Origin of the sequence: Undibacterium sp. Ji83W, assembly GCF_049340385.1 — a bacterium.
In the GTDB taxonomy this organism is placed as follows: Bacteria; Pseudomonadota; Gammaproteobacteria; order Burkholderiales; family Burkholderiaceae_D; genus Undibacterium.
Map to the genome: position 1 here is coordinate 400,878 of NZ_JBMPOZ010000002.1, position 20,795 is coordinate 421,672.

19 protein-coding genes are annotated in these 20,795 nt (G+C 48.8%); 4 read left to right on the forward strand and 15 right to left on the reverse strand.

Annotation, left to right across the window (positions count from 1 at the left end; genetic code table 11):
* Positions 1-152: 152 nt before the first annotated feature.
* Positions 153-2,231 carry a 3-hydroxyacyl-CoA dehydrogenase NAD-binding domain-containing protein gene (locus ACO0LD_RS05940; protein ID WP_423004716.1) on the reverse strand — a complete coding sequence of 693 codons (2,079 nt, stop codon included), beginning with the start codon at positions 2,229-2,231 and terminating at the stop codon, positions 153-155.
* A gap of 342 nt (positions 2,232-2,573) precedes the next feature.
* Between ACO0LD_RS05940 and ACO0LD_RS05945 the strand changes: the two genes are divergently transcribed.
* Positions 2,574-4,004, forward strand: coding sequence for a diguanylate cyclase (locus ACO0LD_RS05945; RefSeq protein ID WP_423004718.1), 1,431 nt, complete (start codon positions 2,574-2,576; stop codon positions 4,002-4,004).
* A 118-nt stretch (positions 4,005-4,122) separates the two neighbouring features.
* Here the strand turns inward: ACO0LD_RS05945 and ACO0LD_RS05950 are convergent, their stop codons facing one another.
* The 12 genes from ACO0LD_RS05950 to mltG all read right to left on the reverse strand — a co-directional run bounded on the left by ACO0LD_RS05950 (position 4,123) and on the right by mltG (position 15,809).
* Positions 4,123-4,833 (reverse strand): ABC transporter ATP-binding protein, encoded by a 711-nt coding sequence (locus ACO0LD_RS05950; RefSeq protein ID WP_423004720.1) that lies wholly within the window; start codon positions 4,831-4,833, stop codon positions 4,123-4,125.
* Positions 4,830-5,594 (reverse strand): ABC transporter ATP-binding protein, encoded by a 765-nt coding sequence (locus tag ACO0LD_RS05955; RefSeq protein ID WP_423004722.1) that lies wholly within the window; start codon positions 5,592-5,594, stop codon positions 4,830-4,832. The genes ACO0LD_RS05950 and ACO0LD_RS05955 overlap by 4 nt, the downstream gene beginning before the upstream one ends.
* Positions 5,591-6,877: a branched-chain amino acid ABC transporter permease gene (locus tag ACO0LD_RS05960; RefSeq protein ID WP_423004724.1), complete on the reverse strand. Its 1,287-nt coding sequence runs from the start codon at positions 6,875-6,877 to the stop codon at positions 5,591-5,593. The genes ACO0LD_RS05955 and ACO0LD_RS05960 overlap by 4 nt, the downstream gene beginning before the upstream one ends.
* A 3-nt stretch (positions 6,878-6,880) precedes the next feature.
* Complete coding sequence (locus ACO0LD_RS05965; RefSeq protein WP_423004726.1) at positions 6,881-7,828, reverse strand: branched-chain amino acid ABC transporter permease; 948 nt, start codon at positions 7,826-7,828, stop codon at positions 6,881-6,883.
* Between the two features lie 94 nt (positions 7,829-7,922).
* Positions 7,923-9,158 carry a branched-chain amino acid ABC transporter substrate-binding protein gene (locus ACO0LD_RS05970; RefSeq protein WP_423004728.1) on the reverse strand — a complete coding sequence of 412 codons (1,236 nt, stop codon included), beginning with the start codon at positions 9,156-9,158 and terminating at the stop codon, positions 7,923-7,925.
* A gap of 104 nt (positions 9,159-9,262) precedes the next feature.
* A complete protein-coding gene (locus tag ACO0LD_RS05975) occupies positions 9,263-10,915 on the reverse strand; it encodes a 3-(methylthio)propionyl-CoA ligase (RefSeq protein WP_423004730.1) in 1,653 nt (550 codons plus the stop codon).
* A 265-nt stretch (positions 10,916-11,180) separates the two neighbouring features.
* Complete coding sequence (locus ACO0LD_RS05980; protein WP_423004732.1) at positions 11,181-12,086, reverse strand: 23S rRNA (adenine(2030)-N(6))-methyltransferase RlmJ; 906 nt, start codon at positions 12,084-12,086, stop codon at positions 11,181-11,183.
* Between the two features lie 95 nt (positions 12,087-12,181).
* On the reverse strand, positions 12,182-12,685 hold the full coding sequence (locus ACO0LD_RS05985) for a GNAT family N-acetyltransferase (RefSeq protein ID WP_423005035.1): 504 nt from the start codon (positions 12,683-12,685) through the stop codon (positions 12,182-12,184).
* 5 nt (positions 12,686-12,690) lie between these two features.
* The gene (locus tag ACO0LD_RS05990) at positions 12,691-13,080 is read right to left on the reverse strand and encodes a PilZ domain-containing protein (RefSeq protein ID WP_423004734.1); all 390 of its coding nucleotides are present in this window, start codon (positions 13,078-13,080) and stop codon (positions 12,691-12,693) included.
* 24 nt (positions 13,081-13,104) lie between these two features.
* Entirely contained in the window at positions 13,105-14,145 is a 1,041-nt protein-coding gene (holB, locus tag ACO0LD_RS05995) for a DNA polymerase III subunit delta' (protein ID WP_423004736.1), read from the reverse strand.
* Positions 14,142-14,789: a dTMP kinase gene (tmk, locus tag ACO0LD_RS06000; RefSeq protein ID WP_423004738.1), complete on the reverse strand. Its 648-nt coding sequence runs from the start codon at positions 14,787-14,789 to the stop codon at positions 14,142-14,144. Before tmk ends, holB begins: the two co-directional genes overlap by 4 nt.
* A gap of 33 nt (positions 14,790-14,822) precedes the next feature.
* Positions 14,823-15,809: an endolytic transglycosylase MltG gene (gene mltG / locus ACO0LD_RS06005; protein WP_423004740.1), complete on the reverse strand. Its 987-nt coding sequence runs from the start codon at positions 15,807-15,809 to the stop codon at positions 14,823-14,825.
* A 140-nt stretch (positions 15,810-15,949) separates the two neighbouring features.
* On the opposite strand from mltG, the gene ACO0LD_RS06010 reads away from it, so the two are divergent.
* Genes ACO0LD_RS06010 through ACO0LD_RS06020 form a run of 3 tightly spaced genes read left to right on the forward strand, consistent with a single transcriptional unit; the run spans position 15,950 to position 18,044 of the window.
* The gene (locus tag ACO0LD_RS06010) at positions 15,950-16,990 is read left to right on the forward strand and encodes a YgfZ/GcvT domain-containing protein (RefSeq protein ID WP_423004742.1); all 1,041 of its coding nucleotides are present in this window, start codon (positions 15,950-15,952) and stop codon (positions 16,988-16,990) included.
* A gap of 29 nt (positions 16,991-17,019) precedes the next feature.
* A complete protein-coding gene (locus ACO0LD_RS06015; RefSeq protein WP_423004744.1) occupies positions 17,020-17,307 on the forward strand; it encodes a DUF4936 family protein in 288 nt (95 codons plus the stop codon).
* Positions 17,298-18,044, forward strand: coding sequence for an NRDE family protein (locus tag ACO0LD_RS06020; protein ID WP_423004746.1), 747 nt, complete (start codon positions 17,298-17,300; stop codon positions 18,042-18,044). Before ACO0LD_RS06015 ends, ACO0LD_RS06020 begins: the two co-directional genes overlap by 10 nt.
* A 47-nt stretch (positions 18,045-18,091) precedes the next feature.
* Here ACO0LD_RS06020 and ACO0LD_RS06025 read toward each other — a convergent pair whose 3' ends face one another.
* Both ACO0LD_RS06025 and ACO0LD_RS06030 read right to left on the reverse strand, forming a co-directional pair.
* Positions 18,092-19,333 carry an MFS transporter gene (locus tag ACO0LD_RS06025; RefSeq protein ID WP_423004748.1) on the reverse strand — a complete coding sequence of 414 codons (1,242 nt, stop codon included), beginning with the start codon at positions 19,331-19,333 and terminating at the stop codon, positions 18,092-18,094.
* Between the two features lie 84 nt (positions 19,334-19,417).
* The gene (locus ACO0LD_RS06030; protein ID WP_423004750.1) at positions 19,418-20,728 is read right to left on the reverse strand and encodes a homoserine dehydrogenase; all 1,311 of its coding nucleotides are present in this window, start codon (positions 20,726-20,728) and stop codon (positions 19,418-19,420) included.
* Positions 20,729-20,795: the final 67 nt, after the last annotated feature.

The window sequence follows — 20,795 nt, forward strand, 5'->3', positions numbered from 1 at the left end:
TTTATAGAGAAATTATGGAATTTGGGAGGCGGATATCTGTAGCCTGGCAGTTTTTTGCTGGCGAGATTACTTCTTTACCAATAGGAAATGGCTTGCCTGCAGATCAATCCCTGCAGGCAAGCCATTTATTTTACTTCAACCAGGAAATTAACTTAATTGAAAGTTTTTCCTTCTGCAGCCAATTTTGCCAACAAAGGTGCCGGCTTCCAGGCGTCGCCATGGCGGCCTTTGGCATATTTCTCCATGGCCATGACCACATTCGGCAAGCCCACGGTATCTGCATAGAACATAGGGCCGCCAGTATGCAATGGGAAGCCATAGCCTGTCAGATACACCATATCGATATCAGAAGCACGAGTCGCTATGCCCTCTTCGAGGATGTAGGCAGCTTCATTTACCAAGGAGAATATCAGGCGTTCAACGATTTCCTGGTCGGAAATCTTGCGGCGCGTAATACCAAGGTCAGCAGAGTGCTGGATAATCATGTCATTCACGATAGATGAAGGATAGGCTTTGCGGTCGCCAGGTTTATAGTCATACCAGCCTGCACCGGTTTTTTGTCCAAAACGACCCAGCTCGCACAGCAAATCTGCTGTTTTGGAGTAAGTAATCTGTGGCTTTTCTACGTAACGGCGTTTGCGGATATACCAGCCAATATCATTACCAGCCAGATCACCCATGCGGAATGGACCCATGGCAAAGCCCATTTTCTCTACAGCTTTATCAACCTGCTCAGGTGTACAGCCCTCTTCCAGCAAGAAACCCGCCTGACGGCTGTATTGTTCTATCATGCGGTTGCCAATGAAGCCATCGCAAACGCCTGATACCACGCCAGTTTTCTTGATCTTTTTGGACAAACCCAACACAGTTGCCAGCACGTCTTTGGCAGTTTTCTTGCCGCGTACGATTTCCAGCAATTTCATGACATTTGCCGGGCTAAAAAAGTGGGTGCCGATGACATCTTCAGGACGTTTGGTGAAGTCAGCAATTTTGTCGACGTCCAGTGTGGATGTATTCGACGCCAGAATTGCGCCCTGCTTCATGACTTCATCGAGCTTCTTGAAGACTTGTTCCTTGACGCCCATATCTTCAAAAACGGCTTCAATGACGATGTCGGCCTGTGCAATCTCTTCATAAGACAGAGTGCCTGTGATCAGACCTACACGCTGATCAAATTTCTCTTGAGTCAACTTGCCTTTTTTAAGCGTGTTTTCATAATTCTTGCGTATCGTCGCCAAGCCCTTGTCCAGTGCTTCCTGCTTCATTTCCAGAATTTGCACGGGAATGCCCGCATTAGCAAAGTTCATCGCAATGCCACCGCCCATGGTGCCAGCACCGATAACGGCGACGGATTTGATAGGGCGAGTTGGCGTATCATCAGGCACATCCGGTAATTTGCTGGCCGCGCGCTCGCCAAAGAAGGCATGACGCAGGGCTTTGGATTCTGTGGTTTGCACCAGGTCAACAAACAATTCACGCTCAAACTTGATGCCATCATCAAATTTCTTGGTGACTGCGGCTGCCACTGCTTCCACGCATTTCAAAGGTGCTGGGAAAGGGCCAGCCATGGCGCGTACTGTATTACGTGAGAATTGCAGATACGCTTCGTAGTTCGGGTAATCGATCTTGATATCGCGCACTCGTGGCAAAGGGCGTACATCAGCAACCTTGGCCGCAAATGCGAGCGCCGCTTCCAGTACATCACCTTCCACCACCTCATTGAAGATCGCTGTCTTGGCCAGTTTTTCAGATGGTATCGCCGTACCGGAAACAATCATGTTCAGAGCCATTTCCAGGCCCAGCACACGCGGCAGGCGTTGGGTACCACCGGCACCAGGCAATATGCCCAATTTAACTTCAGGCAAGGCGATTTGCGCACCTTTGGATGCGACGCGGTAGTTACAACCCAGCGCCAACTCCAAACCACCGCCCATGCAAACAGTATGAATAGCAGCAATGACCGGCTTGTCAGATCCTTCGACCACATTGATCAACGTATGCAGGCTAGGCTCTGCAGACGCCTTGGGGGAATTGAATTCTTTGATATCCGCACCGCCGGAGAATGCCTTACCGGCACCTGTAATGACGATGGCTTTGACAGCATCATCGTTCAAGGCCTGTTTCATGCCATTCACTGCCGCAGTGCGGGTGGCGTGACCCAAGCCATTTACAGGCGGATTGTTCAGGGTAATTACGGCGATATTGCCATTCACTTGATATTCGGCGCTCATGTCTCTTCCTATAGGTGAAATACTGCTTGGATTTGCCAGTTCAGTGCTTTTAAAAATCTGGTGTAAGCTTATTTTTGCTTACTATACCGCAAAATAGTACGAGCGTATTATTTTATTTTAATTACGATGCAAGTGCGTATGAAAATATTTCCAGACTGCATTGAGTGTATCCTGTGCCGCCTGCGTGCTGCACTATCTGCTACAGTACTTTAGTCCATCAAGCGTCAGCATATTGGGAAATCTGGTCGTAAAAACCTTATTCAACCTATGATGGAATAAGAAGCAAATTTTTCTTTGCAAAGTCGATGGATAGCCGGAGTCTTTGAGCTAATGATGCACCCCATGCAAAACTGGACTGAGCAAATCAAAGCGGCAACCATCACTGGTGTCATTGTGCTTGCTGCATGCCTGCTAGGAATACTCAGCCGTCCCATGGGTCATCTTGCAGCACTATGGCCAGCTAACGCACTGCTGATTGGCCTATTTGTACGCTTTCCCACGTTAAACAATCCCTGTGGATGGCTAGGCGCAATATTGGCATACGTCGTGGCTTATGTTGCAGCTGACACAATGACAGGCAGTAACTGGTCAGTCAGTTTATTACTGACTGGCGGAAATCTCGTTTGCGTAGTCACAGGTGTTTTGCTTTTTTCATGGCTGGATGACGAACATCGGCACTTAAAACATCCACTTTCTGTACTTTACCTTGCTCTGGTAGCTTCGTGTTCCGCGGCGGCTGCCGGTGTGGTTGGCGTTATCGCCGATCCCATACTGTCCAATGCCAGTCCGCTCAAAGGCTGGGCATTTTGGTTCGTCACCGAATTGGTTAATCTGATGGCTGTGTTGCCTGTCATGCTCAGCCTGCCGGATTTGTCGGGATTCAGATTAAACCGTCGCCGCACTTTTAAGACCTATCATATTAATCCCGGCAAGATATTGCCCATATGTGCTCTCCTGATGTCTTTTGCCTTGGGCATTATCGTAGGCGGTCCTGGTGCACCTGTCTTCCCTATCCCCGCCTTGCTTTGGTGTGCATTGAGCTACGACATCTTCATCACCAGTGTGCTTACTTTGCTTTACAGCGGATGGGTATTAATTTCCATGTCGCTCGGCTACCTGCCTATTTCCATCGTCAACATGAATTCACGCCCCATGCTGTTGTCCATACGCATAGGTGTGAGCCTGCTGGCGCTGGCACCGCTTACTGTGGCATGCGTAATGGCGGCGCGTGAAGAACTCTTGCGCCAACTCAAGTACATTGCTGAGCATGACCAGCTAACTGGTCTGTTAAACCGACGCGCATTTAATGAACGCGCTTCAAGTCTGTTGATCAGGCTTGTTGAACAAAAAAGGCCGGTAGCAGTCTTGATGCTGGATATTGATAAATTCAAGGACGTGAATGATACCCATGGACATGCCGGTGGTGACCGCGTGCTGGTGGCCTTTGCACATATAGCCAGTGCTGGTCTGCGTGATGTCGACATGCTAGGCCGCATAGGCGGTGAAGAGTTCGCCGCAATATTGCCCGGCTGTGGGCGCAAGGAAGCTGAAATGATCGCTCATCGCGTACGTAGCAAGCTGGCCAATACCTCCATCGATATTGGCGATGGCCAGCACATCACCGTGACTGTCAGCATAGGTGCCGGTTATATCCATCAGGCTATGCTTGACATTGAAGCGCTATTATTAGTTGCGGACAAAGCACTTTACCGCGCCAAGGAAAACGGGCGGAATCGGGTAGAAAGTGATGATGTTGATGAAATAAAAAATTAAAACGAACAAGTTCGAATGATAGTCATGATAACTATCATTCGAACTTGATCACCCCAAGACCAGTGGACAGCACTACTCTGCTCTCAAACTACCTGTCACCTTGAAGTTGCGAACAGCCTTAAACCTCCAGCCACTCTTTACGGATGTTTTCATTCGCACGCAAATCTGCCGGCGTACCTTCAAAAACGATGCTGCCATGTCCCATGACATATACGCGCTGTGAAATTTCCAGGGCGATGGCAAGCTTTTGTTCCACCAGTAACACAGATATGCCGCGATTTTTAAGCTCTTTCAAATATTGGGCCACCAGTTCAACAATCTTCGGTGCCAGCCCCTCAGTCGGTTCGTCAATCATGATCAGGTCAGGGTCGCCCATCAAAGTACGGCACAAGGTCAGCATTTGTTGTTCACCACCTGACATCACGCCCGCCTGGGTATTCCTTCGTTCACGCAAGCGCGGGAACATCTGGTACATGTCTTCTATGCTCCAGCGCGGCTTACTGTCCTTGGGGCGGCCAGATTTTTCACCCAGCATCAAGTTTTGCTCTACTGTCAGACTAGGAAAAATATCGCGGTTTTCAGGCACATAGCCTAATCCCTTATGGGCAATCTGGAAGGCTTTCAGACCGATGATTTCTTCACCCTTGAACAAGATGGAGCCTGTCGCATTCACCTGCCCCATGGTTGCCTTGACCGTGGTAGAACGCCCCACGCCATTGCGTCCCAACAAGCTGACAATTTCACCCGCATTGACCTGCATGTCCACGCCGTGCAAGACATGGCTCTTGCCATAGTAGGCATTGAGATTTTTAATCGTTAGCAAGCTCATTCAACCTCCACCGGCGCATGACCACCCAGATAGGCGTCTTTGACTTTTTGATTATTGCGGATATTGGCAGGCGTGTCGCAAGCAATGACTTCACCATACACGACTACGGCAATTTTATCGGCCAGGCCGAAGACCACGCTCATGTCATGCTCCACCATTAACAGGGATTTGCCGACGGTGACCTTGCGTATCAATTCAACTGCAGCATCAGATTCTGAACGGCTCATCCCAGCTGTAGGTTCATCCAGCAAAATCACATCAGCACCACCAGCGATGGTGATGCCAATTTCCAGCGCACGCTGTTCTGCATAGGTCAACAAACCAGCCGTGACATTGCGCCGGCGCTTGAGGCCAATTTGCTCCAGCACTGCTTCTGCTCTTTCATGTGCATCCTTCAAGCCATTCAACCTGTGCCAGAACGAATATTTATATCCCAGCGACCACAAGACCGCGCAGCGCAGGTTTTCATACACGGACAGTCGATGAAAAATATTCGTGATCTGAAAACTGCGTGACAAGCCACGGCGATTGATTTCATACGGCTGTAAGTGGGTTATGCTCTCACCATTGAGCAGGATATCTCCGGAAGTAATAGGGAAGCGGCCAGAAATCAAATTAAACAGGGTGGACTTGCCAGCACCATTGGGGCCAATAATGGCAAAGCGCTCGCCTTTTGGCACCTGCAAATTGGCACCCTTAATGATTTCTGCACTGCCAAAGGACTTTCGTACGTCTTTTAGTTCAAGCGAAAAGCCTGTCATGCTTGCGCCCTCCGCATTTGTTCTTCGATTTCAGTATTGACTTCGCCCCAGTGCTCTGCAAAACCACCTTTGAGTTTGGCGCAGGCAAAAACACCTATGCCAATAACAATGATGGTCATTGCCCACCAACTGCTGCTGGCAGTGTCTACGGAAACACCAAACATTTCTATGACCGCGCTTTGGGTAGCTTCCAGTGTGCGTTGATACAGCATTTCCACCGCCAGGATGACGCCTGCTGTCGTTATTGCCGCTGCCAGCACCAGTTTCCACATGCTTGGCCACACCCTCTTGAAGAGGCCAAATTTAGCCACACGCAAATTCATCATGATGATACTGGCCATACCGCCTGGTGCGTACATGACGATGAGGATAAAGAAAACGCCCAGATATAATTGCCAGGCCTTGGTCAAATCTGACAACATCACAGTCAAGAACACGCCCAGTATTGCCCCTATCATGGGGCCGAAGAAAAAGCCTACGCCACCAATAAAGGTAAACAGCAACACTGCACCTGAACGTATGGCACTGACATTTTCTGCAGTCACGATTTCAAAGTTAATGGCCGACAAACCACCAGCAATACCCGCAAAAAAGGCAGACAAAATCAGTGTCAGGTAACGTACCCATTGGGTGTCATAACCTATGAACTCAACACGCTCCGGATTGTCCCTTACTGCATTGACGATGCGCCCCAAAGGAGTCTGCGTAAATGCGTACATGCCTATGGTACTGATGAATAGCCAAATGGCAATCAGGTAATACACCTGGATTTGCGGTCCATAAGTAATACCGAGGAAGGATTGGCCAATGACGCGATTGGTAGAAATACCACCTTCACCACCAAAAAAACTAGGGAACATCAGCGAACAGGCAAACACCAGTTCCACCATACCCAGGGTAATCATGGAAAAAGTTGTTCCTGATTTTTTGGTTGTGACGTAGCCAAATAAAACACCAAAGAACATGCCTGCAATACCACCGATTAAAGGAATCAGTGTAATCGGGAAAATCAGGCTGCCCGCAGTCACCAGGTTCATGGCATGAATGGCAAAGAATGCCCCCAGGCCAGAATATACCGCGTGACCGAATGACAGCATCCCCCCCTGCCCCAGCAACATATTGTAGGAAAGGCCAAAGATCATCAAAGTGCCCATTTGCGAGAGCAAAGACAATGATCCGCCGGTATTAAATATCATCGGCGCGAGGATAAGCAGGATGGCAAAGCTGCTCCAGATAATCCAGCGTGCCAGATTGATGGGTTTGAATACTAAAGGTTTGCTCATCTTTTATCCTTCACGTGTGCCGAGTAAACCTCTGGGCCTGAAAATCAGGATGAGTACCAATAAGAGATAAGGCAGGATAGGTGCAACCTGGGCAATCGTCAGGCTTAACATCGCATAGCCTGGCGCATTTGCTGTAATGACCATACCCAATTTGGCAAAAACAGTGACGAAGGAATAATCCAGTGCCACGGCAAATGTTTGCAATACCCCGATCAACAGCGATGCCACAAAAGCGCCCGCCAAAGATCCCATGCCACCTACCACCACTACGACGAAAATAATGCTGCCCAAGGTGGATGCCATACCAGGCTCGGTGACAAAGGCATTGCCACCGACAACACCGGCAAGACCCGCCAATGCACAACCACCGCCAAATACCAGCATGAAGACACGCGGGACATTGTGACCCAGTGCTTCCACCGTATCAGGATGAGTAAGAGCCGCCTGTATCACCAGACCGATGCGGGTACGCGTCAGCAACAGATAAATCGAAGCCAGCATCACCAGCGCCACCAGCATCATGAAACCGCGATAGATGGGGAAAGTCGTTGTGTACAGCGTAAACAAGGGGCCATCCAAAGATGCAGGAATGGGATACGGTACTGTTGACCTGCCCCAGATCAATTGCACCAACTCGACAATCACATAGGACAGGCCGAAGGTGAATAATAGTTCTGGTATATGCCCGTATTTATGCACGGAGCGCAGGCCATAACGTTCCACCATTGCGCCGAGTAAACCGACTAGCAGCGGAGCAAAAAACAAAGCCGGCCAAAAGCCAATCTTGACGCTGATGGCATAAGCGAAATAAGCACCCAACATATAGAAACTGGCGTGGGCGAAGTTGAGTACGCCCATCATGCTGAAAATCAATGTCAATCCGGATGAAAGCATGAACAACAGCAATCCGTAACTGACACCGTTCAGCAAAGTGATCAGTGTGAATTCCACAGCAAAGATCCTTTTCAGAAAATTCTTGAACGATCGTACTATTTATAGGTAAAAAAAGAGAGTACGCATAAAGCGACTCTCTTTTTTCATAGGATTAGCCTGGTCGTTTCATCTGGCAAGAAGATGGTTGCGATGCGACGAATGCATCTATCTTTTGATTGGTTTTCCAGCCCATGCCGGTATTTTCCTGATCAAACTTAACATCTTTGCCATTGGTTTTTACCCAGGTAGCGATATATAACGGCTGTTGAATCTGGTGATCAACCTTCCGCATATTGTCGTCACCGTTCAAGCTCTTGAAATTCAAACCTTCCAGAGCAAATGCAACCTTGACAGGATCAATGGACTTGGCTTGCTTGACAGCCTGGGACATGCCAGCCAGTACCGAATAAGTCGCCATGGAGTAATAGTCGTCTTTGTATTTGGTTTTGAATCCTTCGACGATGTCCTTGCCGGAGAAAGTCTCGTTATTCGCGTTCCAGTAACCTACATATTTAACGCGGTCTATACCTGAAGCGCCCATAGCAGTAGGGACGCCGGTCGTAGAGGCGTAATAAGTGTAAAAATTGGATTTCAGATCAGCATCTTTGGCGGATTTAATCAGCAAAGCCAGATCGGCACCCCAGTTACCAGTAATAACCGTATCTGCGCCGGAAGCCTTGATTTTAGCTACGTAAGGAGAAAAATCCTTTACCTGGCCAATTGGGTGAAGGTCATCACCAACGATTTGTATATCCGGACGCTTGCGTGCCAGATACTCTTTGGCAGCACGGGTTACCTGATGGCCAAAGGAGTAATTCTGACCGATGATATAGACCTTCTTGATATTCTTGTCAGCAGCCATGAAAGTCGTCAAGGCTTCCATTTTCATGTCTGAATTTGAATCAAAACGGAAGTGCCAGAAACTGCACTTGCTGTTGGTCATATCAGGATCAACAGCCGCATGGTTCAGATACACAATTTCTTTGCCTGGATTACGCTCATTGTGCTTGTTGACAGCATCCAGCAAAGCCAGGCCTACACCAGAGCCATTGCCTTGCGTGATATAGCGAAATCCTTTATCTATCACCGTTTTCAATACATTCAGTGACTCTTGTGGGCTGCCTTTATTATCAAAACCGACAACTTCGAATTTGTGTTCGCCAGCCCATTTTTCAGCATTGGCCTTATCAGCGATGTACTGATAGGAATTCAAAATATTTTGCCCAACTGGCGCAAAAGCACCTGACAGTGGATCGATGTAGGCGATCTTGATGGTATCAGCCATCACTGCGGGTACGGCAAAGGTTAAAGCGACTGCAGCAAGGCTGGCACGTAAAGGAAATTTCATTTGTCTCTCTCCGGTATTCTCATTGTTTGGAATCTAGATTTTTTTCGTTTTATCGCTACTTCCAGAACCTGGGCTATTCATATTCAGACCAGGTCCTGCTCTTCCTATGCAGTTGGTAGTTTATATTCCTTGAATTGCTCCCTCAGTTTATTTTTCAAAATTTTTCCTGTTGCCCCTAACGGCAGGCTTTCTATGAAAACGACGTCGTCAGGCAGCCACCATTTCGCAACCTTGCCATCAAAAAATTGCAGTAACTCTTCCCTCGTGACTTCTGCCCCTGGCTTCTTGACTGCCAGCAGCAAGGGCCGCTCATCCCATTTGGGATGAAAGACACCGATACAAGCCGCTTGCAAAATAGCAGGATGTGAGACCGCTACATTTTCCAGATCTATCGTGCCTATCCATTCACCGCCAGATTTGACAACATCCTTGCTGCGGTCAGTAATCTGCATGTAGCCATCAGTATCTATAGTAGCTACGTCACCGGTAGGGAACCAGCCATCTTCCAGGACATCGCCGCCTTCATTTTTGTAATAGCTACTGATGATCCAAGGGCCCTTGACCAGCAAATTACCGTAGGTTTTGCCATCCCATGGCAATTCCGTACCGGCATCGTCAACGATCTTCATGTCGACGCCGTACAAGACATGGCCTTGTTTCTGGAGTATGGCCTGCTTCTCTTCTTCTGCCAGATCAGTATGCTTGGCCATCAAAGTACCGGCAGTACCCAGTGGCGACATTTCTGTCATGCCCCAGGCATGTACCACTTCCACACCGTAGGTGTGACGCAAGGTTTTCATCATCGCTGGTGGGCAGGCAGAGCCACCAATCACTGTGCGTTTGAAAGTTGAGAATTTCAGGTTATTTTGCGCCACATAAGTCAACAAGCCTAGCCAGACAGTGGGCACACCTGCCGAGAAAGTGACTTTTTCCTGTTCAAATAATTCGTAGAGGGATTTGCCATCCAGATGCGGACCGGGGAAAACCAGTTTGGCACCATTCAAAGGAGCGGAATAAGGCAAGCCCCAGGCATTCACATGGAACATTGGAACCACTGGTAAAACAGAGTCACGTGCGGATACATTCAAGCCATCGGGCAAGGACGAGCCGTAAGAATGCAGGATGGTGGAACGATGGGAATACAAAGCACCTTTAGGGTTACCTGTCGTACCTGAGGTATAGCACAAGCTGGAGGCAGAGTTTTCATCAAAAACTGGCCAGACAAAATCATCGTTATTGGCTTCGATCAAATCTTCATACGCCATCAGATTGGGGATTTTGCCATCCGTTGGCAATTTATCCCGGTCGCACATCATGATATAGCCTTTGATACCTGGGCAATGCGCAACTATTGCGTGCACGATAGGCAGGAAAGTCATGTCAAACAGCAGGTATTGATCTTCTGCATGATTGGCAATGTAAGCAATCTGTTCAGGATGCAGTCTTGGGTTAATCGTATGCAAAACAGCACCAGAACCAGATACTGCATAGTAAGCTTCCAGATGGCGATAACCATTCCAGGCCAGGGTAGCAATACGGTCACCCAGTTGTACACCCAGTTTGGCAAAAGCATTCGCCAGTTGTTTTGAACGTTTGTGACATTCGCTATAGTTATAGCGATGTATATCCCCTTCCACCCGGCGAGAAACAATTTCATTCTTTCCAAAATAACGGTCAGCATGTTCGATGAGGCTGGAAATAAGCATGGGCTTGCTCATCATTTGCCCCATCATGGGGCTCTTCACATATGACGACATTTGTTCTCCTGAAATGTGCTGCTTTATTGATTACTTTGGTAATTGCTCAAATTGCTGAATATTATTCTTGGTCGATTTTTGTACGACCGTACTAATCCGTCAATCAGTATTTTTTCCGCAACGCACAAAGGACTCTCATTTCCTCACTCCAGTTTTAGTCGCTCTACAAACAAAAAATGCGGAAGAGAAGCTCTTCCGCATCGCAACAATCAACAAATTTACTTTGTGTCGAAAAGAGAGTCTTTTCTCTCTGTCCACAAACATCTTAACGTTTAGCGCTTGTTCCCGCCTCGCCCGACTCAAGCACAAAACCAGCACCAGCATCTTTACCCAATACTTTGACGAGGTAGGGCATCACTTCTTTCAGGGTTGCCAGCAAAGTCCATGGTGGATTGAGGATAAACATGCCACTGCTATGCAAACCAAATCCATCTGGTGACGGGCCACTGATGGACAGCGTGACATTCAGCCAGCTGTTCGCCTGCAAGCGCTTGAGTTTTTCTGGCAGTGAACGGGATTCCTGACGTTGCAGCACCGGATACCATACCGCAAAGGTGCCGGTAGGGAAACGCTTTATACCATCTTCCAGACATACCTTGACGCGCCTGTAGTCATCTTTAACTTCGTATGGCGGGTCAATGAGCACCATGCCACGGCGTGACGGCGGTGGCAGCAGGGCCTTCAGGCTTTCAAAGCCATCGCCAGCAGAAATAATAACGCGCTTACCTCTGACGGTCTGGCGCTTGCCCTGTTCTGCCGCATGGTTATCAAGCTTGCGGAAGTTTTCTGCGAGTATCTTGATTTCGCTGGGATGCAATTCAAACAAACGCAGGCGGTCTTGCTCACGCATGACGATATTGGCGCAATACGGCGAGCCTGGGTAATAGCGCATTTTGCCGCTGGGATTGAGACCTTTGATCAAATCCATATAGGCCGCGAAAGACGCCGGAATATCTTTTCGATCCCACAAAGGTGCGATACCGGTTTCAAATTCTGCATTTTTGCTTGCATAGCCGCTGTCAAGGGAATACAAACCAGCACCTGCATGCGTGTCTATATAGGTATAAGCAGTGTCTTTTTGCCCGAGATATTCAAGCAATTGAATCAGGACAAAGTGCTTCAGGACGTCGGCATGATTACCGGCATGAAAGCCGTGGCGGTAGCTCAGCATAATAAAATCTTTCAAAAATGAATAGGCGACCTGCCAATGGCAAGTCGCCCTAAAATGGTAGCAAACGGCAGGAGACTAGCTAATTTAGCTTGAACCTAACCTACCCGTTTGCCAAGTATGATCAAATCGCGCTCTATGCCATCCAGCGTTGCTACCCGCGGCATATTTGCCCAGGTCGCAAAGTCAAATGCAGCAAATAACTTCAAGCTCGGTACATTATGACCAAAAATGAAGCCCAGCAATGTGTGAACCTTGATTTCAGGAGCATGCGCAATAGCCTGAGTCAGGAAATAACGCCCCAAACCCTGACCACGTGCAGCTTCGTGCAAGTATATGGATAATTCAGCAGTACCTGAATAAGCAGGCCTGCCATAAAAATTCGAGAACGATAACCAGCCTATGACTTGACCGTTCTGTTCGCAGACCCAGAGTGGACGCGATTCAGGGTGATGCTCATGAAACCATGCATGGCGCGATTCTACCGTAATTGGCTCTGTATCGGCGGTAACCACACGTGAGGCAACTGTGGAATTATAAATTGCGACAATTTGCGGCAAATCTTCAAACTGCGCCAGTCTGTGCGTAAATTCTGCAGCCATCGTCATTAAATTGTATGGGTAGCCCGGGAAGAGCGTACTGCCGCGCCTAGCAATTCTTCTACACGCAAGCGTATGCGGGTGCCACTTTCATCTTCAGGGAAATGCACGCCTATGCCTTGCGATTTGTTATTGCCTGCACCTGCTGGTGTAATCCAGGCAACCTTGCCAGCGATAGGATATTTATTTGGATCATCCAATAAAGTCAAAATCAGATAAATCTCTTCACCCAGACGGTAAGTCTTATTGGTAGGCACGAAAATGCCGCCATTTTTTAAAAATGGCATATAGGCTGCAAACAAGGCAGCTTTTTCTTTAATCGCCAGCGACAACACTGAAGGACGATTCGGTGAAGGCATATTAAGCGGGGCACCGGGATCTGCTGGTAAATCTGACATGTTCTGGCTTTCGCAATTCTTTAATCAAATAGTGCCGAATAGTGCGGAATATTCAAGCAACATATCTTCCAAAAATAATTTGGCCGACAAAGGGTGACTGGCAATCGCCTGTCTTTCATTGCAATTCTTGATGAATTGCTGCAAAGCTGACTCATCAACTTGCATGGACAACGCCTTCAACTCCTTCTCATAGCGAGGATGATACCGGATTCTGCCACTTTGTTTATAGGAAAATATATCGTAGAGCCAACGTTGTAGCCAGCCGACGACGATAGGCATTTCCATTTTTTGCATCTTGTCGGCGGTTTTGAGGCTCAATTCTGTGCCTGGCTTACTCAAAAACCGTATAAATTCATCCAGATCAGCACGCAAGTCTGAATGTGCCATGTCAAATGCGGCCAAAGGCGCTCCACCTTGCTGCGCCAGCCAGACATCCGCATCCTTGATGCCTTGCTTATGCAACCATTCCAGCGCAATGCTGGCGTCCGGCAAGCCCAGGCCAAACTTGTGACAACGCGACAAAATGGTAGGCAACAATCTGTCTATACTATTCGATACCAGAATAAACACCGTATTGGCATTTGGCTCTTCCAGCGATTTCAACAGCGCATTTGCCGCAGGCACATTCAGTGCCTCTGCTGGATACAATACGATGATGCGCCTGCCACTGCGGTGAGTAGAAATATTCATGAAATCCGACAGTGCCCGGATTTGGTTGATGACGATTTCTTTGGAAGGTGCTTTGCTGGCCTTGCTGGTTTTGCTGGTGCTTTCTGCTTCATCACCGACTGGTGCATCTTCTTCGTCCAGCAATTCTGGCCTGACGCGGCGATAGTCGGGATGGCTATATTGCGCAAACCAGCCGCAGGAACCACATTGCTGACAAGCGTGCCCACCCTGCCCTGGGCTTTCGCACAGCAGGGATTGCGCCAGATGTTCAGCAAACACAGTTTTACCTATGCCTTGCGGCCCGTGCAATAAAAAGGCATGAGGCAGGCGCTGCCCCAACGCCTGTATTTGCTGCCAGGAGTCTTCTTGCCAGCTATATAAAGGATGCTGCGTCATATCGCGGGGTGAGCAGAACTCAGGAGATCATCAATCAATGCATCAAGTTGCAAACGTATAGCTTCTATACTTTGTGTGGAATCGATAATCCTGAAACGTTGAGGAAACTCTTTGGCACGGCGCAGGTATTCATTGCGGGTAGCAGCAAAAAAACCTACTTTTTCCTGTTCAAACTTATCCAGGTCACGTGTTGCATCAAGTCGTGCACGCGCCACTTCCAGAGGCACGTCGAACAATAAAGTCAGGTCCGGCTGCAAATCAGGGTGCACCCATTGTTCAAGCGCGTTGAGTTTATCCAGCGACAAGTTCCTGCCACCACCTTGATAAGCAAAGCTGGCATCAGTAAAGCGATCGGAGATAACCCAGTCGCCCCTGGCCAATGCTGGCTCTATGACCTGGGCAATGTGCTCGCGCCTGACGGCAAACATCAACAAGGCCTCTGTCTCCAGATGCATCTTTTGCTTTAATAGCAATTCGCGTAAGGTCTCGCCCAATGGCGTGCCACCAGGCTCACGGCTGCAAATCACCTTTACCTCACGCGCCTGCAGTGTGCTTTGCAAACGCTCTGCCACATAGGCGATATGGGTGGATTTACCCGCACCGTCTATGCCTTCAAAGCTGATAAATTTTCCTGTGGGCTTCATTCTTTAATTCTGTTGTTCTAATTAGCGTTCTTATTAGCGCTGGTACTTGTTCACAGCGCGATTATGGTCATTAAGATTATCTGAAAACTGACTGGTTCCATTACCACGTGCCACGAAGTATAAAGCATCACTATGCGCCGGATCCAAAGCTGCCGAAATGGATTCCATACCGGGCAAGGCAATCGGTGTGGGTGGTAAGCCTACTCGGGTATACGTGTTGTAGGGTGTATCAGTCAACAAGTCACGCTTGTATATCTTGCCCTGATAGCGCTCGCCCATACCATAAATAACGGTTGGATCGGTTTGCAGCAACATGCCCGTACGCAGGCGATTGACAAAAACCGAGGCTATCATGGGGCGTTCGGATTTTTGCCCGGTCTCTTTTTCTATGATGGAAGCCATGGTCAGGGCTTCGTAGCGGTTCTTGTAAGGCAAACCATCTGCGCGTTTTTTCCAGGCCTCATCCAGCTTCTTCAATAACTGGCTATGCGCCTGCTGATACAGCTGCACGTCTGTGCTGCCCTTGGCAAAACGATAGGTATCTGGAAAAAACAAGCCTTCTGCTTGTGGGAAGTCCGGTGTGATCTTGCGCATCAACTCGGCCTCACTCATGCCCTGGGTTTCATGCTTGATGGCAGGATGCGCATCCACCAGCTTGCGCATTTGCTGGAAAGTCCACCCTTCTATCACTGCCAGGCTGGCCATGGAGAAATCGCCATTGACAATCTTGTTCAGCAACTCAACCGGTGTTTTGCCAGCCTCAATCTCGAAAGACCCGGCCTTCAAGCGATTCGCTTTACCCATCAAACGCGCCAGAGCCTCAAACAACAGGGGTTGAATTGGTACTCCAGCCTCATAGACCTGACGGGCAGACGCACGCACACTACTGCCCGGCTTGATGGTAAATTCTTTGACCGCACCCTCTGTAAAAATGGCTTGTTGCATCCAGTAATAGAAGCCGCCACCTGCGGCCAGCGCAAGCAGAATCAATAGTACAAATAGTTTTTTTATGAAACCCATGTAGACAGCTTAATCAAAATTGAGGGAGTTCTGACGAGATTTTGCAGACGCTACTATAATTCGCCTGAACAGGTGCAGGCGGTATTGTAAAGCCAGCGCAGACATTAAGCGAATTAGCAAAGAAGAGTGAGTATAACAATATGACGTGGGAAGACTTTTTATCCAGCCAGGGCGCGACGGTGGAAAACCTGAATACTAGCGGTTTTACCCCACATTGGCAGTCAGATGCCCTGCAGACAGGATTTATTGCCCCCTTGACCGACCTTGGCCTGATCAGGGTTACAGGTGAAGACGCCCCGTCTTTTTTGCATAATCAATTGAGCAATGATGTAGAGCACTTGGGCGCTGGTGAGTTGCGCCGTGCAGCTTATTGCACCCCCAAAGGGCGTATGCTGGCCAGCTTTGTATATTGGAAAGATGGCCAGGATATTATCTTCCAGTTATCAAAAACCATACAAACCACTGTGCAAAAACGTCTGCAAATGTTTATTTTGCGGGAGAAGGCCAAATTACACGACATCAACGCTGAATACGTCGTTCTGGGATTGGGTGGCACTGCTGTCCCGGCAGCACTGCAAGAATGGTTCCCTGGATTGCCAGCACAAATTGACCAAAAACTGAGCAATGAATATGGCAGTTTGCTGCGCGTAGCCGATGCCAACAATGCACCGCGTTATCAATGGATAGCGCCGGTGGAAATTGCACAACAAGCCTGGCCCAAATTAAGCACCCAACTGCGAGTGGTAAACACCAATGCCTGGCGCGTGACTGAAATTCAGGCTGGCATTGCCATAGTCATCGCCAGCACGCAAGAAAAGTTTGTCCCGCAGATGATCAATTTTGAACTCATCGGTGGCGTGAACTTTAAAAAAGGCTGTTATCCCGGCCAGGAAATAGTCGCGCGCAGCCAATATCTGGGCAAACTCAAGCGCCGCATGGCAATAGCGCTGGTGCACGCGAAAGATGTAATAGCAGGAAGCGAAGTATTTCATAGCGATGATGTCAGCCAACCCTGCGGCATGATCGTTAACGCAGAACAACATCAGGAAGACTGTTCGCTGGTGTTAATGGAAATGAAGCTGGCTGATCAGGAGAGTGGTCAACTTACATTAGGCTCGGCAACTGGTGCAGCAATAGAACTACTGCCTCTGCCGTATGCAATAACAGATATCACGCAATAATCGCGCAATAAAGAATTAAAAGCAGGCATATGAATTGCTATATCTATTTTAAAGCCAGCGCTGGCAAAGAAGCGGAAGTACTGCAGCAGGAACAGTTGTTGCAAAACCTGATGCGTCAGGCTGATCAGCAAAGCCCGGGTTTGCAGAGACGTCCGGCAGAGCAAGACGGCATGCATACCTGGATGGAGATTTATCATCAGGTTACGTCTGGTTTTGAGCAGCGACTTGAGCTGGCTTACGCGCAAACCGGATTGCAGCAATTGCAGTCTGGTGAGCGACATATGGAATATTTCATGGATGTAAACTTATGTGCCTGATCGTCTTTGCCTGGAAATTGATACCCTGTACACCTATCGTGTTTGCAGGTAACCGCGACGAATTTTATGACCGCCCAGCAACTGCAGCTGACTGGTGGCAAGACAACCCCAGGATATATGCCGGGCGCGACTTGCAATCGGGCGGCACCTGGCTGGGCATGACTACGCTGGACGGTGCAGATAGCCTGACGAGCAAATTTGCCGCCATTACCAATATTCGCGCACCGTCGGAAAGACGTGAAGATGCACCATCGCGTGGAGAATTGGTTGCCAATTACCTCAAGAGTGACTTGAGCGCGCAAGGGTATATTGCCAGCATCCGCGATACTGTCGCGGACTATAATGGTTTCAATTTATTGATCGGTGATAAGGAGGACCTGATTTGGTTTTCCAACCGTAATCAGGATGATGTACGTAATGGTCAGCCCCTGCCTCCCGGCATTTATGGCATTTCCAATGCATCACTGGATACACCCTGGCCAAAAGTTGTCAGGACCAAGGCAGAATTTGCCAGCATGATATGCCAACGTGCGCCAGTGGATGCCTATTTCGAAGTATTGGCTAATACCAACCCCGCCCCCGATTGCCGATTGCCAGATACCGGCGTTTCATTTGAGATGGAGCGCTTGCTGTCCTCTCCATGCATAGTTTCACCCAACTATGGTACCAGGGTTACTACGGTAGTCAAAATCCATAAAGATTATCCAGCAGAATTCCATGAAAAACTATTGCGCTGAATAGCATGCAATATCTGGCCCGACCAATATGCATTGTTGATCGGGCTTCATACTTTTTCCAGCCTGGCTTTCCACAGCAAAGCCGCAGCCAGCAACTTCAATATGCAGGGTAAAGCGGCATAAGCCAAGGTCAGCGCTTGCAAGCCATTGTTGCTGGCCACTCCTGGCACATAACCCAGATATTCCAGCGTTGGCAATGCCAGACCTGCGGCCAAGGCCAGATTCATCTTGCTGGCCCAGTTCCAGACCCCAAAATAACTGGCCTCGTTTTTGTCACTATGCCCGGCTGCATGAATAACGCCAGCCAGCAAGGCTGGCGGCAAAGCCAGATCCGCTCCCAGGCTCATGCCTGAAAAAATGCAAATCACGGAAAAAGCCCATGCATCACCTGCATTCAACACCAGTACTCCGACAAAACTAAGCACCGACAAAAGCATCGCTAATAACCACGCTTTGACCTCCCCTTTTCTTTGCGCCAGACGAGTCCATAAAGGCATGGACAAAGCAGCCGCCAGAAAATACATCAGCAACAAAACACCGGACAAATGCTCCAGATGCAAACGGTCTTTGGTGAAAAACAGAAACAAGGTTGCCGGTATAGCAGCGGCAATACCATTAACAACGAATACCAGAAACAAGGCCCGGAAACTGCGATTGGCAAACAGATGACGCAAAGACAGCGGGACATGACCAGCTTCTGTCGCGCCCGACTTTCTTGGCGCATGGCCTATCAAAAACCATGCCGTTATCAGCAAGCTGACACTCAGCATGCCAGACAAGATTGTGACATTGCCAAATTGAATGATGATAGCTGTCGCGATCACGCCAGCCAAGCCACATGCCTCGCGCACACTGGTCAGCCTGACCCTTTGCCCCGGCTCCTGAGTCAGGGCTGCACCCCAGCTCTGGTAGGCAATACTGGCCAGGCTGAATCCAGCATACACGACCACCAGCGTAACAAAGAACCAGAGAAAGGCCGGATTGCCTGATAAATGAGGAGGATGGAACAGACCTATGAAACCGGCAATCAATAATGGCAATGCCAGAACTATATAGGGTGCGTAACTGCGGCTTTGCGGCCTGCGGTCTATCAATGCGCCGATAAAAGGATCAATGAATGCATCCATGACGCGGGTAAGTAACAATGCGGTACCTATCGCGGATAAAGACATACCCAGGCGGTCAGCATAAAACTGTGGCACATAGACATAAATGGGTAAAGCTACCATGGCCAGAGGAAAGCCAAACATGGCATAAGACAATAACTGCATTAGGGGGAGGCGCGGCATATCGTACTGTTCATCCTGTCTTCAGAAAATAAAAAGCGCGATCATTATTCCATGACCGCGCTTTTTGGTTTGAAGCCTGAAGATTTAGCTCAGTTCTTCCAGGCGCAACTTTGTCACTGCACCAAACACTGAATCGAGTTTTTCGATTTTTTCTATGGCTGCAACGATATTTTTTTCCTTGGTCTGATGTGTCAGGATGATGATATCTGTCTGCGTCTCGCCTTCTGCTGGTTCTTTTTGCAACATGGCATCGATGGAGATCGTCAAATCTGCCAGGATACGTGTGACATCCGCCAGAACGCCAGGTTTGTCTGCCACATGCATGCGCAGATAATAGCTGGTGACGATTTCTGCCATAGGCAAGACTGGCAAATCACTCAGGGAATCAGACTGGAAGGCCAGGTAAGGCACGCGATGCTCAGGATCAGCAGTCGCTAAACGAGTAATGTCGACCAGATCGGCAATTACTGCAGAAGCGGTAGGCTCAGAGCCCGCACCCTTGCCATAATACAGGGTCGCACCGACTGCATCGCCATGTACCAGCACCGCATTCATGGCACCTTCCACATTGGCAATCAGGCGTTTTTCAGGGATCAGGGTCGGATGTACACGCAGTTCTATACCAGCTTCAGTACGTTTGCTGATACCCAGCAGTTTGATGCGATAACCCAGTTCTTCTGCATAGCGGATATCACTGGCTTGCAAGTTGGTGATGCCTTCCACGTGGGCTTTATCAAACTGCATGGGAATGCCATAAGCGATTGCGGCCATGATGGTGGCTTTATGTGCAGCATCCACACCTTCGATATCGAAAGTAGGGTCTGCTTCTGCATAACCCAGCTCTTGCGCCTGCTTCAGCACGGTTGCAAAATCCAGGCCCTTGTCGCGCATTTCAGACAAGATAAAATTGGTGGTGCCATTGATGATGCCAGCAATCCACTGTATGCGATTGGCAGTCAGGCCTTCACGCAAAGCCTTGATGATGGGGATGCCACCAGCAACCGCTGCCTCAAATGCGACCATCACGCCTTTTTCCTCTGCGGCCTTGAATATTTCATTGCCGTGCGTCGCCAACAAAGCCTTATTGGCCGTAACAACATGCTTGCCATTGGCGATGGCTTTCATGACCAGGTCTTTGGCAATACCATAACCACCTATCAATTCGATGACGATATCGATATCCGGGTTAGTAACAACCAGATTGGCATCATTCACGACTTCACATTCACCATTGGTCAACTCACGTGCCCGCTCAACGTTCAGGTCTGCCACCATGGCAATCTCAATCGAGCGACCTGCGCGACGCGTAATCTCTAATTGATTGCGCTTCAAAACGTTGAAAGTGCCGGAGCCGACGGTGCCTATGCCTAACAGGCCTACTTTGATGGGTTTCATAAGTTTTCTAAACAGTAAAAAATGAAAATTTCAGGACTTTCGCAAAATCGTCCCAGCAAGGCATGAC